The organism is Actinospineispora acaciae DSM 45401 (assembly GCF_000620785.1).
In the GTDB taxonomy this organism is placed as follows: domain Bacteria; phylum Actinomycetota; class Actinomycetes; order Mycobacteriales; family Pseudonocardiaceae; genus Pseudonocardia; species Pseudonocardia acaciae.
The window spans coordinates 57,093-76,109 of the sequence record NZ_JIAI01000004.1; the positions used below are offsets into that span (position 1 = coordinate 57,093).

Annotated in this window: 14 protein-coding genes; 7 read left to right on the forward strand and 7 right to left on the reverse strand. The window is 73.6% G+C overall.

All coding sequences use genetic code 11. The features are described from left to right. Genes N912_RS0120355 through N912_RS0120390 form a run of 7 tightly spaced genes read right to left on the reverse strand, consistent with a single transcriptional unit; the run spans position 1 to position 8,068 of the window. Complete coding sequence (locus N912_RS0120355; protein ID WP_037065765.1) at positions 1-744, reverse strand: ABC transporter ATP-binding protein; 744 nt, start codon at positions 742-744, stop codon at positions 1-3. Beyond that, positions 741-2,504, reverse strand: a complete 1,764-nt coding sequence (locus tag N912_RS0120360; RefSeq protein WP_028923853.1) for a branched-chain amino acid ABC transporter ATP-binding protein/permease — start codon at positions 2,502-2,504, stop codon at positions 741-743. Before N912_RS0120360 ends, N912_RS0120355 begins: the two co-directional genes overlap by 4 nt. Beyond that, positions 2,501-3,379, reverse strand: a complete 879-nt coding sequence (locus N912_RS0120365; protein ID WP_028923854.1) for a branched-chain amino acid ABC transporter permease — start codon at positions 3,377-3,379, stop codon at positions 2,501-2,503. Before N912_RS0120365 ends, N912_RS0120360 begins: the two co-directional genes overlap by 4 nt. A 12-nt stretch (positions 3,380-3,391) precedes the next feature. Continuing rightward, positions 3,392-4,615: an amino acid ABC transporter substrate-binding protein gene (locus N912_RS0120370; protein WP_051580503.1), complete on the reverse strand. Its 1,224-nt coding sequence runs from the start codon at positions 4,613-4,615 to the stop codon at positions 3,392-3,394. Further along, entirely contained in the window at positions 4,612-5,568 is a 957-nt protein-coding gene (locus N912_RS0120375) for an ABC transporter substrate-binding protein (protein ID WP_028923856.1), read from the reverse strand. Before N912_RS0120375 ends, N912_RS0120370 begins: the two co-directional genes overlap by 4 nt. Positions 5,569-5,572: 4 nt before the next feature. Beyond that, positions 5,573-6,901: an amidohydrolase family protein gene (locus tag N912_RS53355; protein WP_051580504.1), complete on the reverse strand. Its 1,329-nt coding sequence runs from the start codon at positions 6,899-6,901 to the stop codon at positions 5,573-5,575. Positions 6,902-6,907: 6 nt separating this feature from the next. Continuing rightward, the gene (locus N912_RS0120390; protein WP_028923857.1) at positions 6,908-8,068 is read right to left on the reverse strand and encodes a M24 family metallopeptidase; all 1,161 of its coding nucleotides are present in this window, start codon (positions 8,066-8,068) and stop codon (positions 6,908-6,910) included. A gap of 737 nt (positions 8,069-8,805) precedes the next feature. Between N912_RS0120390 and N912_RS53360 the strand changes: the two genes are divergently transcribed. From N912_RS53360 to N912_RS0120425, 7 genes are read left to right on the forward strand one after another with little or no spacing between them, the layout of a single operon-like run. Beyond that, positions 8,806-10,236: an amidase gene (locus N912_RS53360; protein ID WP_051580505.1), complete on the forward strand. Its 1,431-nt coding sequence runs from the start codon at positions 8,806-8,808 to the stop codon at positions 10,234-10,236. Then, positions 10,233-12,032 carry an adenine deaminase C-terminal domain-containing protein gene (locus tag N912_RS0120400; protein WP_028923858.1) on the forward strand — a complete coding sequence of 600 codons (1,800 nt, stop codon included), beginning with the start codon at positions 10,233-10,235 and terminating at the stop codon, positions 12,030-12,032. The genes N912_RS53360 and N912_RS0120400 overlap by 4 nt, the downstream gene beginning before the upstream one ends. Positions 12,033-12,051: 19 nt before the next feature. Next, positions 12,052-13,284: an amino acid ABC transporter substrate-binding protein gene (locus N912_RS53365; RefSeq protein ID WP_051580506.1), complete on the forward strand. Its 1,233-nt coding sequence runs from the start codon at positions 12,052-12,054 to the stop codon at positions 13,282-13,284. Next, positions 13,281-14,501, forward strand: a complete 1,221-nt coding sequence (locus N912_RS0120410; protein WP_028923859.1) for an ABC transporter substrate-binding protein — start codon at positions 13,281-13,283, stop codon at positions 14,499-14,501. The genes N912_RS53365 and N912_RS0120410 overlap by 4 nt, the downstream gene beginning before the upstream one ends. Then, the gene (locus tag N912_RS0120415) at positions 14,495-15,376 is read left to right on the forward strand and encodes a branched-chain amino acid ABC transporter permease (protein ID WP_211261322.1); all 882 of its coding nucleotides are present in this window, start codon (positions 14,495-14,497) and stop codon (positions 15,374-15,376) included. The genes N912_RS0120410 and N912_RS0120415 overlap by 7 nt, the downstream gene beginning before the upstream one ends. Beyond that, positions 15,373-17,202 (forward strand): branched-chain amino acid ABC transporter ATP-binding protein/permease, encoded by a 1,830-nt coding sequence (locus N912_RS53370; RefSeq protein WP_064745335.1) that lies wholly within the window; start codon positions 15,373-15,375, stop codon positions 17,200-17,202. Before N912_RS0120415 ends, N912_RS53370 begins: the two co-directional genes overlap by 4 nt. Positions 17,203-17,241: 39 nt before the next feature. After that, positions 17,242-19,011 carry an adenine deaminase C-terminal domain-containing protein gene (locus N912_RS0120425; protein ID WP_028923861.1) on the forward strand — a complete coding sequence of 590 codons (1,770 nt, stop codon included), beginning with the start codon at positions 17,242-17,244 and terminating at the stop codon, positions 19,009-19,011. Positions 19,012-19,017: the final 6 nt, after the last annotated feature.

A 19,017-nucleotide genomic window follows, 5' to 3' on the forward strand; every position in this document is an offset into this window, starting at 1 on the left:
TTACCCGGCGCCGCTGTGCGCGGAGGAGCCGCCGAAGTAGAGGTCCGCGATCTCGGGGTTGTTCAGGACCTGCTCGGCGGGGCCGGTCAACCTGACCTGGCCGCCCTCCATGACGATGCCGTGGGTGGCCAGGCGCAGGCCGAACCGCACGTTCTGCTCGATCAACAGCACGGTTCGGCCGGCCTCGCTCATCCGGCGCACGCTCTCGTAGGCGCCCTGAAGGGCCTTCGGGTCGAGCCCGACGGACGGCTCGTCCAGCAGCACCATCCTTGGCTCCAGCATGAGGGCGCGGGCGAACTCCACCATCCGCCGCTGCCCGCCGGAGAGGTTGCCCGACCTGTCCTCTGCGCGCTCGGCGACGATGGGGAAGATCTCCTGGACCCGGGCGTAGTTCGTCCGGACCCGGGCCCGGTCGCGGCGCAGCGGGTACGCGCCCATCAGGACGTTCTCCCGCACCGTCATGTCCGGGAACAGGCCCTGCGACTGCGGGACCTGGACGACGCCGGCCTGGATGATCTTCGCGGGCGGCCTGCCCCCGATCGGCTCGCCGGCGAACAGCACCTGCCCCGCCCTCGGCGCGAGCAGCCCGCTGACCAGCCGCATCACCGTGGACTTGCCGGCACCGTTGGGCCCCACGATGCAGGCGATCGAGCCTTCCTCGACGGCGAGGTCCACGCCCCGCAGGACGTCGCCGCCGCCCCGGTATCCGGCGACGACGCCGCGCAGCTCCAGCAGTGGTGTCATGGCCGAGGGTGCCCCTGTCCCGTGAGCTCGTCACCGAGGTAGGCGTCCCGGACGAGCGGGTCGCGTTGGATCTCGGCGGGGGTACCAGACGCGAGGCACGAGCCTCGGGCCAGCACCAGCACGCGGTCGCTCAGCTCCAGGATGAACGGCATGTTGTGCTCCACGATGAGGAAGGTGATGCCCCGCTGGTTGAGGGCCAGGATCAGCCCGGCTATCCGCTCGACCAGGCGCGGGTTGATGCCGCCGGCGGGCTCGTCGAGGAGGACCAGCGTGGGGTCGAGCATCAGGACCTGCGCCAGCTCGACCAGCTTGCGCTGCCCGTAGGACAGCGAGCCGCAGGGTTGGTCGCGGAATCCGTGCAGGCCGACGAAGTCGAGCAGCTCCTCGGCGCGGTCGGCGCTCGTGACCGCGTGCGGCGAGTACGGCGCCACCACGTTCTCCAGGACCGTCAGGCGGGCGAACGACCGGGTGAGCTGGAACGTGCGGCCGAGGCCTCGGTGCGCGCGGGTCCACGGCGGAAGGCCGTCGATGCACTCTCCGGACAGCCACACGTGCCCGGCGTCGGCGCGCATCGTGCCGCCGATCAGGTTGAACGTGGTGGTCTTGCCGGAGCCGTTGGGGCCGATCAGCCCGGTGATCGAACCGTGCGGGACCTCGAACGAGCAGCCGTCCACCGCGCGCAGGCCGCCGAACGACCTGCGCAGCCCCTCGACGCGCAGCAGCGGCTCGCGAGCGTCGGGCTCGGCCCTCCGAGCGCGCACCACCAGCGCGCCGCCGCCCGGCTCGACGTCCGCCAGCCGCCGCCCGACCGCCGAGGCGGTGCCACGCGCCCGCCGCGCCCGCAGCCAGGCGCGCGCGCTGGGCAGCAGGCCGGTCGGCAGGAACAGCACGACGACGACCATGAGCCCGCCGACGATGAACAGCCGGGCGTTCCCGCCGCCGAACGTCTGGTTGCCGTAGTAGTCGATCAGCTCCAGCAGGAACGCCCCGAGCACCGGGCCGTACCGGGTGCCGGCCCCGCCGAGCAGCACCGCGAGCAACAGCTGGCCGCTCAGGACCAGGCTGAACGTGTCCACCGGGTCGACGAAGCCGGCGTAGTAGGCGTAGATCCCGCCGTCCAGGCCGAGCAGCATGGCGCTGAGCACGAACCCGACGATCTTGTACGCATGCGTGCCGATGCCGATCGTCGCGGCCTTGTCCTCGTCCTCGCGGATGGCCAGCAGGCCCATGCCCAGCCGCGTCCGCCGCAGCCGGGCGGACAGCAGCAGGGCGCCGGCGAGCAGCGCGAGCAGCGCATAGTGGAACGGCCAGTTCTGGAAGTCCCGGTCCCAGCCCAGCGTCGGGAGCGGCAACCCGGCCGGCCCGCCGGTGAGGTCCTGCCACTGGGTGGCGACGAACTGCACGAGCAGCAGGGCCACCATGGTCAGGACCACGAAGGCGTGCCCCCGGCCCCGCACCGCGACCGCGCCGACGAACAGGGCGTACCCCCCGGAGGCCAGCGCCGCGACCGGCAGCCAGAGGAACGGCGAGCCGCCGGCGTGCTCGGCGAGGACGGCCACGGTGTACGCGCCGACACCGAACGGCACCGCCTCGCCGAAGGAGTAGTAGCCGGCGTAGCCGCCCATGATGTTGACGGCCACCGCGCCGGCCGCCAGCACCAGGGACAGGATCACGATGTTCTGGTCCGCCTGGTTGGACACCACCAGCGGGAACACCGCGAGCAGCAGCCCGGCGGCGGCGACGGCCAGCCGGCGGGTCACGCCACGTCCTCGCGCAGCCGCGCGCCGAGCAGCCCGTGCGGCCGGGCCAGCAGCACCAGGAACACCACGACGTACGGCACCGCGGTGGTCCACACCAGGCCGACGTACCGGGAGGTCAGGCTCTCCGCGACGCCGAGCACCAGGCCGGCGATCACGGTGCCGCCGATGCTGCCCATGCCGCCGAGCACCACGATCGCCAGCAGCCGCACCAGCCACTGCGTCCCGGAGCCCGGGACGAACGAGAACAGCACGCCCACTATCGACCCGCCGGCCGCCGTGGCCGCGACGCCGAGGGCGAACGTCATGGCCGACACCCCACCGACGTCGACCCCGACCAGCTCGGCGCCCCGGGGGTTGGCCGAGGCGGCCCGGATGGCCCGGCCGGTCCAGGTGTGGCGCAGGAACGCCACCAGCGCGACCAGCAGCAGCACCGCCAACCCCACCCCGAACAGCTGCACCTTCGGCAGGAACAGCCCGCCGACGTGGTAGGAGTCGTCCACGTAGGACGGCCGGATCGACTTGGTGTTGTTGCCCCAGATCGTCCCCATCGAGGCCTCGACCAGCAGCGCGAGCCCGAACGGGAGCAGCACCGAGGCCCCGACGAACTCCTCGCGCACCGGCCGGATCAGCACGCTGTAGAGCGCCCAGCCGAGGCCGAACATCAGCGGGGTGGTGACGACCAGCGCGAGCAGCGGGTCGAGCCCGGTGGCCTGCCAGATCGTGTAGGTGAGGAACGCGGCGAGGATGAGCAGCGCGCCGTGCGCGAAGTTGATGATCCCCATCACGCCGTAGATCAGCGACAGGCCGCACCCGACGAGCGCGTAGGTGCCCCCGATGAGCAGGCCGAGCACGACGGCCTGGGCAAGGTCGGTCACCTCGGCCCCCGTTCAGCAGGCCCGCCAGCAAGCGCGGACGGTGGTGGTCTGGGCGAGCTCGGGCGGCAGGATGATCCGGGTGCGGCCGCCCTGCCACTGGCCGGTGGCCACCACGCCCTGGGAGATCCCCTTCGCATCCCAGGACAGCTTCCCGGCGACGGTGTCCACCGAGTTGGCCCGCAGCCAGTCGGCGAGCTTGCGCTGGTCCTTGACGCCCTCCTCGCCGACGGCGGTGAGCGCGGCGGTGAGGACCTGGCCGGCGGCGAAGGCGTAGGCGGCCAGGCCGGACGGGTCGGTGTGGTACAGCTCCCGGAAGGCGGCCACGAACGCGGGGTTGTCCCGGCTGTTCAGCTCGACGTTGTAGCCGGCCGGGTAGAACACGCCCTCGGCGTTGGCGGCGCCGATCGCCGCCGGGTACTCCTTCAGGAAGGCCGGCGCGTTGGTCTGGTAGAGGAACCTCGGCGTGGCTCCGGCCTTCATCAGCGCGCGGACCAGCGCCGTCTCGTCCTCGAACCCACCGGCGTCGATCACCACCTGGGCGCCGCTCTGCTTGACCTGGGCGGCGATCGGGTCGAAGTTCTGGGTGCCCATCGGGTAGGTCTCGTTGACCACGGTGGCCACCCCGGCGGCCTCCAGGATCGGCTTGATCGCCTCCACGGTGGTGCTGGTGAACGGGTCCTGGGTGAGTACGTAGGCCGCCGTCCTCGGACGCTGGTCGGCGGGCAGGTTGGCCAGGTAGCGGGCGAACGGCGTGCCGAACTCCCACGGTGCGGCCGGCTCGGTGTAGAACAGCAGCCGGTTGCCGCGCTCGAAGACCTGTCGCGCCCCGCCCGCCGGGTTCAGGTAGAGCTTCCGGTGGCGTTCGGCCACCGTGGAGGCCGGGATGGTCAGCCGGCTGGAGAAGGTGCCGACCACGAAGTCCGCGCGGTACCGCTCGATCAGCGCGTTGTAGTCGCTGATGACCGTGTTCTGGTCGTCGGCGTCGTCGAGGATCTTGAACGCGACCTGCCGGCCGAGGATGCCGCCGGAGGCGTTGATCACCTTCTCCCACGCCCGGTAGCCCTGCTCCACCGCGACGCCGGTCTGGGAGTCCGCGCCGGTCAGCGGCAGGGAGGTGCCGATGAGCAGCGGCGTGGTGGACCTGTCGGCCCCGGCGCCGCCGCACCCGGTGACCAGCGCGGCGACCAGCAACGCCGCCACCCCTCGGCCCAGGCGGGCCGCGCGGCCGCGCGTCATGGCCGGCTCCGGTTCGTGGTCGATGCCATCGGCAGGAAGTGGTCGTCGACCAGCCGCCCTGGGAGCGGGTCGGTGACCGAGGCGCTCACCGCGCCGGGGCCGCCCGCCTCCGCGCGCAGCCCGGCCACGGCGGCCAACGCGGCAGGGTCGACGCGCCCGTCCACCACCACGCCCTCGCGCGGCGAGGTCAGCACGGCGTGGAAGGCCTCGACGTCCGGGGCGCCCAGCCCGGTCTGCTCCGCGAGCAGGCGCAGCGCGGCCGAGCGGCCCTCGGGCGCGACCAGCTCAGCGGCGGCGGCGAGCCATCCGGCCAGGAAGGCCCTCGCCAGCTCGCCGTGCTCCTCCACCCAGCGCCCGGTGGCCGCGACGACCGTGCCCAGGAAGGGGCCGACCACGTCGGTCACCCGTGCCAGCCGGCGGCAGCCGGACGCGATCGCGGCGAGGTCGTGCCCGCCGTAGAGCAGCGTGGCGGTGAACGCGCCGTCGAGCAGCGCGGCCCGCCGGCGCGGTGTCCCGCCGACCGGTACCGCCCGGTAGTCGCGGTCGCGCTCCAGGCCGTGCGCGGCGAGCGTCCGGTACAGCGCGAACGCGAAACCCGACCGCACCGCGTCCACCCCGACCGTCCCGCCGCGCAGCCCGGCGATGTCGCCCACCCCGGGTGCGCCGACGACGGAGAGCCCGAGCCCCCTGTCCGCGGCGGCCAGGATCCGCACGTCGTGCACGCCGCCGAGCGGGTTGGCCGGGTCGAAGCGGTAGCCGAGCACGTTGTCCGGGCTGGTCAGCACGAGGTCGTAGCGCCCGGCGAGCAGGTCGCGGAACTGTTCGACCGACGAGCCGACCCGGGCCTGCTCTATGTCGAGGCCGCGCGCCGCGAAGTGCCCCGCGTCGGCGGCCAGCCGCGCGATCGGCGAGGGGCCGAACACCCCGAGGGTCAACCGTGTCGTGGCGCTCATCCGATCACCTCGCCCCGGCCAGGACGTGCCCGCGCGCGGCCGCCAGGTCGCGGCGCAGCCGGCCCTCGTCCACGCCCACCAGCCGGCCGCCGCGCTTGCGGAACTCCCCCGCCACCAGCACGGAGTCCACGTCGGCCGCCGACGCGTGGCACACCACGTGCGCGGCGAGGTCGCCGGCGCCGAGCCCGAACGGGGCGGTGGCCAGCAGCAGCACGTCGGCGTCCTTGCCCGGGATGAGGCTGCCGGCCCGGTCGCCGAGCCCGAGCGCGCGCGCCGCGTCGACGGTCGCCAGCCGGACCACGTCCCGGGCGGTGAGCGCCGGCACCCGGGGCGTGCGCACCGCGTCCCGGCCCTCCATCCGCTCGCGTTGCGCGTCGAACAACCGCTGGAGCTGGAACGCCAGCCGCAGCTGCACCAGCAGGTCCGCGTTCACCCCGCTCGGGATGTCCACGCCGAGCGTCACCGGCACGCCGTGCCGCAGCGCCCGGCCGGTCACCGGGTAGCGCCCGCTCATCCCCGCCTCGATCTCCGGCGTCACCGCGATCACGCCGCCGCGCGCGGCCAGCAACGCCAGCTGCTCCGGCCCCGCCGACTCCTGGTGCACCCAGACGATGTCCGGGCCGAGCAGGTCACGGCGGTGCAGCTCGTCGATGTCGCCGGGGTCCACGGAGTGCACGGTGGCGAGCACCCCCAGCTCGCGCGCGCAGGCCAGCTCGCGCGCCCCGGTCGGCGCGTCCACGTGGTCGATGTTGTTCAGCGCGATCGCCATCCGGACCAGGCCGTCGCCGGCGAGCGCGTCGGCGACCCTGGCGGCGTCGCGGACCCGCTGGTCATGGCCGGTGAACGCGCGGCGCGCCACCTCCGGGCGGTCCCGGAAGCTGTAGCCGAACAGCGCGCGCACGCCGGCGTCGCGCAGCGCGGCGACCGAGGCGTCGGCGTGCTCGGGCGAGTTGACCGAGTGGCAGAAGTCGACGACGGTCGTGGTGCCGTGGGAGAGCGCCTCGACCGCGCCGCCGTAGGTGGCGGCGTACATGTCCTCCGGGCGGTAGCGGCCGGCCAGCGGGTGCACCGTGGGGAAGTACTCCCCCGCCCAGCACTGCGCCGCCAGGCCGCGCAGCGGCACCTGCCACAGGTGCACGTGCGAGTCGATCAGCCCGGGCATGACCAGCGTGTTCGCCGCGTCGACCGTCTCGTCGGCCGGCACGTCCAGCTCGGCGGCGACCGCCGCGATGCGCCGGCCCTCGACGAGCACGTCGCCGCGCGGCAGGTCACCGAGCTCGGGGTCCATGGTCAGGACCGCCCCGCCCTTGATCAGTGTGCGACGCTCGGTCATCTCGCCTCACCCCTCGGCGATCAGCGGGCCGGACGGGACCGCGTGCAGGCACTCTGCGCCGCGATCGGTCACCACGGTGAGCGCGCCCAGCTGGATGCCCATCCGCTGGTCGGGCGTGATCGGGTTGGGCTGCAGCACCACGGCCATGCCGGCCGCGAACCTGGCGCCGCCGTCCTCGGGCGGGTGGTGGAACTCCTCGGGGTCGACGTACGGCGGGTGCAGCCCGAGCCCGAAGCCGTGCAGCAGGCTGTCGCAGATCGAGTAGCCGGCCGCCCGGATCGGCTCGGCGGCGGCGATCGCGTCGGCCACGCTCGCCCCGTCCCGGACGGCGCCGCGCATCCCCTGGAAGGCCGCGAGCGCGGCGTCGAACAGCCGCTGCCACTCCGGCGTCGGGTCGGCACCGACGAACACCGGCCACAGCACCTGCCCCGAGTACCCCCACGAGGACGCCGACAGCTCGCAGATGATCACATCGCCGCGCTCGATCCGACGGCCGGCCGCGCGCTGTGCCGGCACGATGCCGGACGGGTCGGCCATCGCCATCGACCGCAGGTAGGTGATGCCGACCTCGCCGCCGGCGCGCCGGTAGGCGAACTCCGCCCGCGCCACCAGCTCGTGTTCGGTCATTCCCACCCGGGTCTGCTCGGCGAGCGCGGCGAGCGCCAGGTCGGTCAGCGCGGCGGACTGGCGCAGCGCGGCGACCTCCTCGCCGGACTTGACCAGGAGCAGCTCGTCGAAGCCTGCGGTGACGTCGGTCAGCTCCAGCTCGGGCGCCAGCTCGCGCAGCGCCAGGTGGTGCAGGTACGGCATGCCGAAGCCGTAGGACGCGCGCCCGCCGACCAGCCCGACCCGACGCGCCCCGGCCGCGCGCAGCGCCGCCACCACCTTCTCCCACGGCCGGTAACCGCCCCACTCGGCCGGCACCGCGCTGCGCTCGCGGGCGTTCGGCAGGTGGTTGAGAAAGGCCACGAACAGGGTGGGCTCGCCGTCACGCGGCACCACCAGGTGCGCGCCGTGCGGGTCCCGGTGGTTGGACAACCAGCACAGGTCGGCGTTCTGCGAACCGGCGCCGTAGACCAGCAGCGCGTCCAGGTCGTCGCCGGCCATGAAGTCCCGGGCCGCGCCGAGCCGCCGCCGCATCTCCGCCTCGGTGAACCGCCCGGTCACCGAAGCTCTCCGCCCGGGAGGCTCATCCGAATAGCAATCGATTGCACAGCCGGGAGTGTGGCACAGTCGATTTGCTTGGACAATCCCCTAGTTTCAACCGAGATCATCGCCTACGGGGCGTTCTACCGCGAATTTCGTTGTAACGACCGGAACGATCTGGCCAACCCGACCAGCGGCCTCGGTCGCGGCCAGGTGCTCGCATGTGACCTCGAAGCTCAGGAGCTCGTACGACCACCACCAGCGACGAGACCCTGCTCCCCGCGACAGCCCCTGGTCGACCGGACTCCTTCGCGCCAGCCCCTCGACAGCAACGAGACGGCCCGACAGTCGGACGAGAGCCAAACGATTGCAGCCCAGGCCCGCCCATCCGCGACAGCCGACGCCCTGGCCACAACCCGTGAGTGGATAGAGGTGCTATGGCACCTCTATCCACTCACGGGTCTTGACCTGCGGAGATAGCGCGGCAACTCGGCGGACGGGCACTTGAGCGGCGACGTGGGGCGTGGGCACGGCGATCAGAGCACCGGCAATCCGCACTGAATCGCATGGTTCGGGGGCGATGCGTCGTCGATTCCGTTGCAAGCACTCCCATCATCCACGGAATCGCTTTGTCGGTCTTGATCGTCCGCCTTGACAGTGGCCGCCTCAGGCCAAATACTGCAAACGTTTGTTGTTTCCACGACGAGGTGGAGGTGGGGCGCGTGGTTGGCTCCGAGCGTCGGGGTGACGTGTGCGCTGTGTCCGCGACCGAGCTGGCCGCCGCGATCCGCGCGCGGGAGCTCTCCCCGGTGGAGGCGACGGAGGCGGTGCTCGACCGGATCGCGGCGCTCGACCCCGAGCTGAACGCGTTCTGCACGGTGACCGCCGAGACCGCCCGCCACCGAGCCCGGGAGGCCGAGCGGCAGGTGCTGCGCGGCGACCCCCTCGGCCCGCTGCACGGTGTGCCCTACTCGCTGAAGGACCTCACCCCCACCAAGGGCATCCGCACGACGTTCGGCTCGCGCCTCACCGAGCACCACGTGCCGACGGAGGACGCGCTGGTCGCCCGCCGGATGGCCGAGTCGGGCGGCGTGCTGGTGGGCAAGACCAACACGCCGGAAGGCGGCTGCAAGGCGGTCACCGACAACCCGGTCTTCGGCCCGACCCGCAACCCGTGGCACACCGGCCGCACCCCTGGCGGGTCCAGCGGGGGCGCGGCCGCAGCGGTCGCGGCCGGGATGGCGCCGCTGGCCGAGGGCAGCGACTTCGCCGGGTCGATCCGGATTCCGGCCGCGTTCTGCGGCCTGGTCGGGTTCAAGCCGTCCGACGGGCGGATCCCCACGGCGCCCAACCCGATGCTGTGGCACCCGATCACCTACTGCAACGGCCCGATCACCAGGTCGGTCGCGGACGCCGCCCTGATGCTGCAGGTCCTGGCCGGACCCGACGACGCCGACCCGCGTTCGCTGCCGGACACCGGGGAGGACTTCCCCTCGGTGGTGGCCGCCGAGCGGCCGGTCACCGGCTGGCGGGTGGGCTGGCTGGGCAACCTGGGGTTCGTCCCGGTCGAGGCGGAGGTGACGCGGGCCTGCCGGCGCGCGCTGGGAGTGCTCGGCGAGCTGGGCTGCGAGCTGGAGGACGTCGAGCCGGCGAACGCCGACTTCAGCGCGGCCGTCGAGGCATACGTCCTGCTCAACGCCAACCGGCGGGCCGCGCTGATGGAACCGCACCTGCCGGAGCGCGAGCGGGACGTGGACCCGCTGATGATCTGGCGCGTCGAGCACTCACGGGCCAGGACGGCGACCGACGCGGCGCGCGCCGAGATGGTCCAGTCCGCCGTCTACCAGCGGGTTCGCCGACTGTTCGAGCGCTACGACCTGCTGGCGCTGCCCACCACGCCGTGCCCGCCGTTCGAGATCGGCGTCGACTACCCGGCCGAGATCGCCGGGGTGCCGCTCGCCTCGCAGTTCGACCTGATCCCGCTGACCTACCTGTTCAACATGACCGGGCACCCGGCCGTGTCGCTCCCGGCCGGGCCGACCGAGGACGGGCTGCCGGTCGGCCTGCAGCTCGTCGGCCGGTGGCGGGGCGACGCCGACCTGCTGCGCGCGGCCGGCGCCTACGAGCGGGCGGCGCCGTGGGCCGATCGCTGGCCGCCGCTGGTCCCGGCCTCCGGGGTCAGGGCGTGAACGGGCGTTACTGGGACGCGGGCGTCGACCGCGACCACGTGATCGCCGTCGCGCTGGGCGAGCGGCCGGCGGACCTGGTGATCCGGGGCGGGCGGTTGGTGGACGTGCACACCGGCGAGATCTACCCGGCCGGGGTCGCGGTGGCCGGCGGCCGGATCGCCTCGGTCGGCGAGGTGGAGCACCTGCTCGGCCCGGACACCACGGTGGTGGACGCCGCCGGCCGGTACCTGGTGCCGGGTTTCGTGGACAGCCACGTGCACATCGGGGCGTCCGCGCTGGCCATGACCGAGTTCGCCCGCCTGGTGGTGCCGCTGGGCACCGCCGCCGTGGTGACCGACTTCTACGAGCCCGCGACGATGGCCGGCGTCGCCGCCATGCGGTTCCTGCTCGACGAGACCGCCCGCACCCCGCTGCGGGTGTTCCTCTCGCCGTTCTGCCCCGCCTTCGGCGCCCCGCGCGACCTGGAGCGGATCGACCCGGACGAGTTCGCCGAGGTGCTGGACTGGCCGGAGTGCGTCGAGGTCCGCGAGTGGTACCTGTCCCGCGAGCATCGCGGCGACCCGGCCGAGCGCCGGATCGGGCGGCTCGCCAGGGAGAAGGGCGTGATCCTCTCCGGGCATCTGGCCGGCCTGTCCGGCCCGCCGCTGCGGGCCTGCGTCGCCGCCGGCATCCGCTCCGACCACGAGGCGCGCACCGCGGCCGAGGCGATCGAACGCGCCCGCCTGGGTGTGGCCGTGCAGATGCGCTGGTCGTCGGGCATCCGCGAGGACATGGCCGAGCTGCTCACCGCGATCACCCGGCACCGCCTGGACAGCCGGCTGTTCATGTTCAGCACCGACGAGGAGGACGTGGACGAGATCGCCGACCTCGGCCACCTCGACCACCGGGTGCGGGCCGCGGTGGCGGCCGGGGTGGCGCCGGTGGACGCGATCCGGATGGCCTCGCTCAACGCCGCCACCTTCCTCGGCGTGGCCGGCGAGCTGGGCAGCGTCACCCCCGGCCGGCTGGCCTTCGTCAACCTGGTCGAGGACCTGGCCGACATGAGGGTGAGCGCGGTGGTCGCCGGGCCGAGGGTGGTCGGCGAGCACGGCCGCTACGTCGCCGACCTGCCCTCGGAGGTGACCTACCCGGCGGACTTCCACGACACCGTGCGGGTCGGGCGTGAGCTGGCGACCGCCGACTTCGCGGTCGCCGCTCCCGACGGGCGCGCCACGGTGACCGTCCGCGCGATCGGGCTCGGCGCCGGCTCGCCGCGCTGGAAGGAACGCCTCCTCGACATGCCGGTGGTCGGCGGCGCGGTGCCGGCCGACCCCGGCCGGGACGTCGCGAAGGTCGCGGTGATCGAACGGCACCGCGCGACCGGCCGGAGCGCGGTCGGCTTCCTGCAGGGCTTCGGCATGCGCCGGGGCGCGTTCGGCTCGTCGTTCAACCCGGTCGCGCTGAACATCGGCGTGGTCGGAGCGGACGACGCCGACATGGCGCTGGTGGCCAACCGCATCAGCGAGCTGGGCGGCGGGTTCGTCGCCGCGCTGGACGGCCGCGTGCTGGCCGAGGCGCCGCTGCCGATCCTGGGCTTCCTCAGCGCCGCGCCCGCGCCGGAGGTGGCGGCGGCGTTCCGGGCGGTGCGGTCCGCGATCGCCGACCGGCTCGGCTGCGCCCTGCCCGGCCTGTACACCACGTTCGGCTTCCTGCTGCTGCCGGTCGGGCCCGGGCTGCACATCGTGGCCGACGGCCTGGTCCGGGTGGACTACGGCGAGGACACGGTCCGCACGCCGCTGCCCGTGCTCGTGGGCTGACCTCGAAGGGCGGTGAGGCATGAGAGCCATCACGGCGACCACGGCGTTGTCGCTGGCGCTCGCGCTGGTGCTGGCCGGCTGCGGCATCGGCGGCAGCGACAGCGGCGGGGGCGGCGGCTGGGACCGAAACGAGATCACCATCGGCACCTCGCTGCCGCTGACCGGTGAGGACGCGCAGCTCGGCGTGGCGGTCCGACGCGGCTACGACGCCTGGGTCAAGGTGGTCAACGAGCAGGGCGGGCTGCTCGGTCGCCGGGTCACGTTGAAGGTGCTCGACGACGCCAGCAACCAGAACACCGTGATCAGCGACTTCAACGCGCTGATCGGCACGGAGAAGGTCGACTTCGTGATCGGCACCTTCTCCACCCGCCTCGCGCTGCCCGCGCTGTCCATCACCGAGCGCAACAGGCTGCTCTACCTCGATCCGGCCGGCGCCGCGCCGGAGGTCTTCGACCGCCGCTCGCCGACGTACTTCTACACCGAGCCGGCGCCGCCGTGGGACTTCGGCGTCCCGTTCGCCAGGCACGTCGCCGCCATGCCCCCGGACCGGCGGCCGGCCACCGTCGGGTACGTCCTCACCGAGGACCCGTTCACCGCCAGCACCGTCAACGGGATGAGAACCATCCTCTCCGAGGCCGGCGTGCGGACCGTGCTGACCGCCACCTACCCGTTCGGCGAGCGCAACTTCGACCCGATCGCCAACCGGGTCAAGCAGAGCGGCGCCGAGCTGGTGGTCTCCGCCGGCGGCTTCGCCGACGAGGTGTCCCTGCTGCGCGCCATGCTCAAGGCGGGCGCCGCGCCGAGGATGCTCTACCAGACGAACGCGCCGGGCGAGCTCGCCGAGTACGCGGCCGGCGTCGGCGCCGAGAACGCCGACGGCGTCTTCTACCCCGCCGGCTACACCCCGACCCTGGCCAGCGAGGGCAACGCGGCGTTCGTCAAGGCCTACCAGGAGCTGTTCGGAGACCGGCCGGGCGGGTTGTCGGCGTTCGCGTTCGCCGCCGGCCAGATCCTGCGCGCCGCGCTGACCGCCGTCGGCGAGAAGGGCATCAAAGACCAGCTCGCACTGGCCGACTGGCTGCACGCGAACAAGGTGAACACCGTGCTCGGCGCGCTGTCCTGGGACGCGCGGGGGGCGTCCCAGGGCACCTTCGCCACCGGGCAGTGGCAGCGCGGTGCGCCCCAGATCGTGCTGCCCAGGGACCTGGCGACCACCCAGACGATCCTGGACTGCTGGCGGTGCGGGCGATGAGCGCGCGCCGGGCGGTGAGCGCGCTGGTCCTCTCGGCGGCGCTGGCCCTCACCGGCTGCGGCCTGGCCGGCACTCAGAACGGCGACGGCGCCGGCCGCCCGATCATGATCGGCACCTCCCTGCCGCTGACCGGCCAGGACTCCCAGACCGGCGTCGCCGTGCAGCGCGGCTACCAGGTGTGGGAGCGGATGGTCAACGAGCGCGGCGGGATCCTGGGCCGCCGCGTCGAGCTGAAGATCCTCGACGACGCCAGCAACCAGAACACGGTGATCAGCGACTTCAACGCGCTGCTCGGCGGCTACAACGTGGACTTCCTGATCGGCACGTTCTCCACCCGGCTGACGGTCCCGGCGCTGTCGGTGGCCGAGCGCGGGCGCAAGCTCTACCTCGACCCGGCCGGCGCCGCGCCGGAGATCTTCGACCGCCGCTCGCCGATGTACTTCTACACCGAGCCGGCGCCGTCCTGGAACTTCGGCGTGGCCTTCGCCAGACACGTCGCCGGCCTGCCGCCGGCCGAGCGCCCGGCCTCGGTCGCCTACGTCCTCACCAAGGACCCGTTCACCAGCTCGACGGTGACCGGCATGCGCACCCTGCTGGAGCAGGCCGGGGTCCGCACCGCGCTGAGCGCGACCTACCAGTTCGGCGAGCGGAACTTCGACCCGATCGCCAGCCAGGTCAAGGACAGCGGCGCGCAGCTGGTGGTCAACGCGGGCGGTTTCGAGGACGAGACCGGGTTCCTGCGGGCGCTGCTCAAGGCCGGCGCCACCCCCCGGCTGCTCTACCAGAGCAGCTCGCCGGTGTACCCGAAGGAGTACCCCGAGGCGGTCGGCGCCGCCAACACCGAGGGCGTGTTCTACCCCGCCGGCTACAGCCCGAACCTGAACAGCCGGGACAACGCCGAGTTCGTCCAGCGGTTCCGCTCGGAGTTCGGCACCGACCCCGGCCGGCTGTCCGCCGGCGCCTACGCGGCTGGCCAGGTGCTCGCGGCGGCGCTGGCCGCGGTCGGCGCCCGCGGCATCGCCGACCAGCGGGCGTTGGCCGACTGGCTGCACGCCACCTCGGTGGAGACCGTCATCGGCCCGCTGTCCTGGGACGCGACCGGCGCCCCGCTCAGCGAGTTCGCCATCGGCCAGTGGCAGCACGGCGTGCCGAAGGTGGTGCTGCCGGCACGGCTGGCCACCAGCGACCGGATCCTCACCTGCTGGCGGTCGTGTTGACCGCGCTGACCCAGGCCGTGGTGCTGGGCCTGCTCATCGGCAGCACCTACGCGCTGGCCGGCGCCGGCCTCTCGCTCATCTACGGCGTCATGCAGGTGATCAACTTCGCCCATGGCGCGCTGCTCATCCTCGCCGCGTTCCTCACCTACTCGGTCTGGGACCGGACCGGGCTAGACCCGCTGGTGGCGCTGGTCGTCACCACCCCGCTGATGTTCGGCCTCGGCTGGCTGCTCTACGCGACGGTGATCCGCCCGGTGCGGGCGGACTACGTCGGCGCGGCGATCCTGCTGCCGTTCGGGCTCGGCCTGCTCATCGAGGCCGGCATGGGCTTCGCGTGGGGGAACAACGCGCGCAGCATCCGCCCCGCCTACGCCGACGAGTCCTTCCACCTCGGCCCCCTCTTCGTCCCGTTCGTGCAGGCCGTCGGGCTGGTGCTGGCGCTGGTGCTGCTCACCGCGCTGGTCGCGTTCCTGCGGCGCACCTGGACCGGCCGGGCGATCCGCGCCTCGGCGGCCAACCCGCAGGGCGCCGCGCTGGTCGGCATCAACGTCGGTGCGATCGCCTCGGTCGCCTTCGCCACCGGGGTGGCCGCCACCGCCGCCGGCGGGTCGATCATCGGCGTGCTGTACCCGTTCGTGCCCGGCTCGGGCACGGCGTGGCTGGCCCGGCTGCTCGCGATAGTGGTGCTGGGCGGCATGGGCAACCTCGCCGGCACCGTGCTGGCCGGCCTCGCACTGGGCGTGGCGGAGAGCCTGACCTCGCACTACATCGGGGTGGACTGGACCACCTCGGTGCCCTACCTCGCGGTGTTCGCGGTGCTGCTGCTGCGCCCACAGGGCCTGCTCGGCACCCGGCTGCGCCAGGACGTCCCGTGACGGCGCGCGTGCGGCGGCTGGCGGTGCTGGCCGGCGCGGTGCTGCTCGGCGGCGTCCCGCTGTTCACCGCGAACCAGGCGCACCAGAACCTGGTGATCCTGTCCATGGTGCTGGCGGTGAGCGCCGTCGCGGTCAACATCATGGGCGGCTACGGCGGCTACTTCTCGTTCGGCGAGGCGGTGCCGTTCGGGGTGGGCGCCTACACGGCGGCCATCCTCGCCAGGCACACCGGGCTCTCGCCGTTCGTGTGGCTGCCGGCCGCCGCGCTCGCCTCGGCGGTGTACGCACTGTTCGTCGGGGCGGTCGCGGCGCGCGGGCGCGGGCACACCTTCGTCATCCTCACCATGACCGCGTTGCTGCTGGTCCAGTTCGTCGCCACCCAGGCCACCCCGCTGACCAACGGCCCGGCGGGGCTGCCGCTGCCCACCCCGGGCTGGAGCCCTGCCTACCTGAACTGGCCGTTCCACTTCGCGCTGTTCGCGCTGCTGGTCGCGGCGCTGCTGCTGTCCGCGCGGGTGCGCCGGACCAAGCTGGGGCTGGGGCTGTTCGCGATCCGCGACGACGAGGACAAGGCCGCCACCATCGGGGTGAACACCCGCGTCTACAAGGTAGTGGGCTTCGCGATGGGCGCGGCGGTGCTCGGGCTGGCCGGCGGGGTCTACGCGTACTACGCCGCGTTCATCGACCCGGTGTACGTGTTCAGCGTCCTGCTCAGCGGCCAGATGCTGCTCGCCATGCTGCTGGGCGGCACCGGCACGCTGTTCGGGCCGGTGATCGGCGCGTTCGTGCTGCAGTTCCTGGACTACTACGGCAACCTCACGCTCGGCGGCGGCAACGTGCGGCTGCTCATCGTCGGCGGCCTGCTGGTCGCGGTGACGCTGTTCTTCCCCCGGGGACTGCTGCCCACTGTCGAGGGCTTCGCCAGGGGCCGGGGCGGCGGCCCGGTTCCCGGAGGAGGCGGCGAGCCGGCGCGGCCCGGGCGCGTGACCGGCGTGCGCGAGCGGGTCGCGCCACCGCCGGATCGGCCGATGCTGCAGGTGCGCGGGCTGCGCAGGGGCTTCGGCGGCGTGCGGGCCGTGGACGGCTGCTCGTTCGCGGTGGCCGCCGGCTCGATCACCGCGCTGATCGGCCCCAACGGCTCCGGCAAGACCACCACGTTCAACCTGGTCGGCGGCACCATGCGGGCCGACGGCGGCGAGGTGTGGCTGGACGGCGAGCGGGTGGACCGGCTGCCCGCCTGGTCGCGGGCGCACCGGGGGCTGGCCCGCACCTTCCAGACCACCCGGCTGTTCGGCCGGATGAGCGTGCTGGAGAACGTGGTGACGCCGCTGCGCGCGTTCTCCTGGCGCGGGCTGGGCGCGGTCGCGGTGAGCGGCCCGGAGGCCCGCCGCGCCGGCGAGCTGCTCGACCTGGTGGGCATGGGCGCGCTGCGCGACCAGCCGGCCGCCGCGCTGTCCTACGGCCAGCGCAAACTGGTCGAGCTGGCGCAGGTGCTCATCCTGGAGCCGAAGCTGATCCTGCTGGACGAGCCGGCCGGGGGCATCAACCCCCGGCTCATCGAGCGGATGGGCGAGCTGATCGTGGAGCTGAACCGCGCGGGCCACACCTTCCTCGTGGTGGAGCACAACATGCCGTTCGTGCTGGGCCTGTCCGACCGGGTGCTGGTGCTCTCCCGGGGGCGGTGCATCGCCGAGGGCTCACCGGAGAAGATCCAGCGCGACCCGCTGGTGCTCGACGCCTACCTGGGGGCGGACTTCGTGGCGCGACCCGCATCGGTCGGAAAGCAACCAACAGGAGAGCGCCTTCGCAGCCCCGCCGGCGAGTGAGGCGCAGACACCGCGGAAACCCACGGCTAGGGAGGACGGATGGCACCGACCCGATCCAACGCGCACGTGCTCGCCGAGGTCGCCGGCCGCCGGCACGCCGGCGAGGTGGCCGCCGGGCATCGGCCCGCCGACACGGTGCTGCGCGGCGGCCGCGTCGTCGACGTGTTCAACCGGCGGATCGCGGCCGCCGACGTGGCGATCGGCGGCGAGCGGATCGCGGCGGTGGGCGACGTGTCGTACACCGTGGGCGAGGCGACCGAGATGCACGACTGCGCCGGGCTGTTCGTGCTGCCCGGTTTCGTCGAGCCGCACCTGCACGTGGGCAGCTCGCAACTGACCGTCGAGCGGCTGGCCGAGGTGCTGGTGCCGCGCGGCACCGTCGCCTACAGCACCTGCTTCTACGAGCCCGCCGTGATCGCCGGCGCCGCCGCCGTCGACCTGCTCATCGACCGCTCCGCCGGCACCGGCCTCGACCTGCTGCTCTCCCCGTTCCTCGCAGCGGTACGTACCGGGGCCGCCACGACCGACGACGTACTGCGCTGGGTGGCCGACGACAGGTGCGTGGAGATCCGGGAGTGGAGCTGGACGGTCGGGCTGGACGGGGGTCCCGGCGAGGTCTACGCCGAGGCACTGCGCCGCGGCCGGGTGGTCGCCGGCCACCTGGAGGGGTTGGACACCAGGCTGGTGCAGGCCTCGGCCGCGCTGGGCTGCCGCTCGGACCACGAGACGGCCACCGCCGAGGAGGCACTGCAGCGCGCGCGGGCCGGCGTGGTGGTGCAGATCAGGGAGGGCTCGGCGGCCCGCGACCTGCGCGCGGTGGCCCGCGCGGTGACCGAGCACGGCGCCGACCCGGCCTGCTTCGCGCTGTGCACGGACGAGCAGGAGCTGGCGTCCCTGGTCGAGGACGGCCACCTGGACCACAAGCTGCGGCTGGCCGTGCGGCAGGGCATCGCGCCGCTGGACGCGGTGCGGATGGCCACCCTGAACTCGGCGCGAAGCATGGGCGTGGACGGCGACTACGGCGCGGTCGCGCCCGGCCGGTTCGCCTCGCTGGCGCTGGTCGAGGACCTCGGCGACTGGCGGGTGCGGCGGGTCTACGCGCGCGGCCGGCTGGCCGCCGAGGACCACCACTACCTGCTCGCCGCCGACCCGCCCGGCTACCCGCCCGAGTGGTCGGACACCATCGCGGTGGCCGGCCCGCTGAGCGCGTCCGACTTCCTCCTCGCCCCGGCCGGCGCCACGCTGCGGGTGATCGGCTTCCGGTCCGGCTCGCTGCTCACCGAGGAGCTGCACGAGGACGTGCGCCTCGACGCCGGCCGGTTGGCGCCGGGCCAGGGGCTGGCCAAGGTCGCGGTGATCGACCGCCACCAGCGCTCCGGCCGGATCGGGCTGGCCGTCGCCCTCGGCCTCGACATCGCCCACGGCGCGTTCGCGGCCACCGTCAACCCCGGCACGTCGAACCTCATGGTGGCCGGCGTCGACGAACACGACATGGCACGGGCCGCCAACCGCGTGATCGAGCTCGGCGGCGGCATCGTGGTGGCCCGCGACGGCGAGGTACGGGCCGAGGCCGCGCTGCCGCTGCTCGGCATCTTCTCCGACGAGCCCTCGCGGCGGGTGGCGGCGGCGTGCGTGCGGGTCGACCGGGCGCTGCGCGAGGACCTCGGCTGCCCGCACCCAGGGGTGCTCACCACCGTCGGCTTCGGCTGCCTGGCCTCGGCCATCCCCAGGCTCAAGGTGTGCGACAGCGGCCTGATGCGGGTCACCCGAGGAGCGGCGCCCGAGCCGGTCGGGCTCGACGTGGACTAGAAGGGA

What these genes read in the sequence shown, in the direction of transcription:
- N912_RS0120355 (WP_037065765.1), bottom strand. Translation starts at nt 744, where the DNA reads ATGACACCACTGCTGGAGCTGCGCGGCGTCGTCGCCGGATACCGGGGC.
- N912_RS0120370 (WP_051580503.1), bottom strand. Translation starts at nt 4,615, where the DNA reads ATGACGCGCGGCCGCGCGGCCCGCCTGGGCCGAGGGGTGGCGGCGTTG.
- N912_RS0120375 (WP_028923856.1), bottom strand. Translation starts at nt 5,568, where the DNA reads ATGAGCGCCACGACACGGTTGACCCTCGGGGTGTTCGGCCCCTCGCCG.
- N912_RS53355 (WP_051580504.1), bottom strand. Translation starts at nt 6,901, where the DNA reads ATGACCGAGCGTCGCACACTGATCAAGGGCGGGGCGGTCCTGACCATG.
- N912_RS53365 (WP_051580506.1), top strand. Translation starts at nt 12,052, where the DNA reads ATGAGAGCCATCACGGCGACCACGGCGTTGTCGCTGGCGCTCGCGCTG.
- N912_RS0120410 (WP_028923859.1), top strand. Translation starts at nt 13,281, where the DNA reads ATGAGCGCGCGCCGGGCGGTGAGCGCGCTGGTCCTCTCGGCGGCGCTG.
- N912_RS0120425 (WP_028923861.1), top strand. Translation starts at nt 17,242, where the DNA reads ATGGCACCGACCCGATCCAACGCGCACGTGCTCGCCGAGGTCGCCGGC.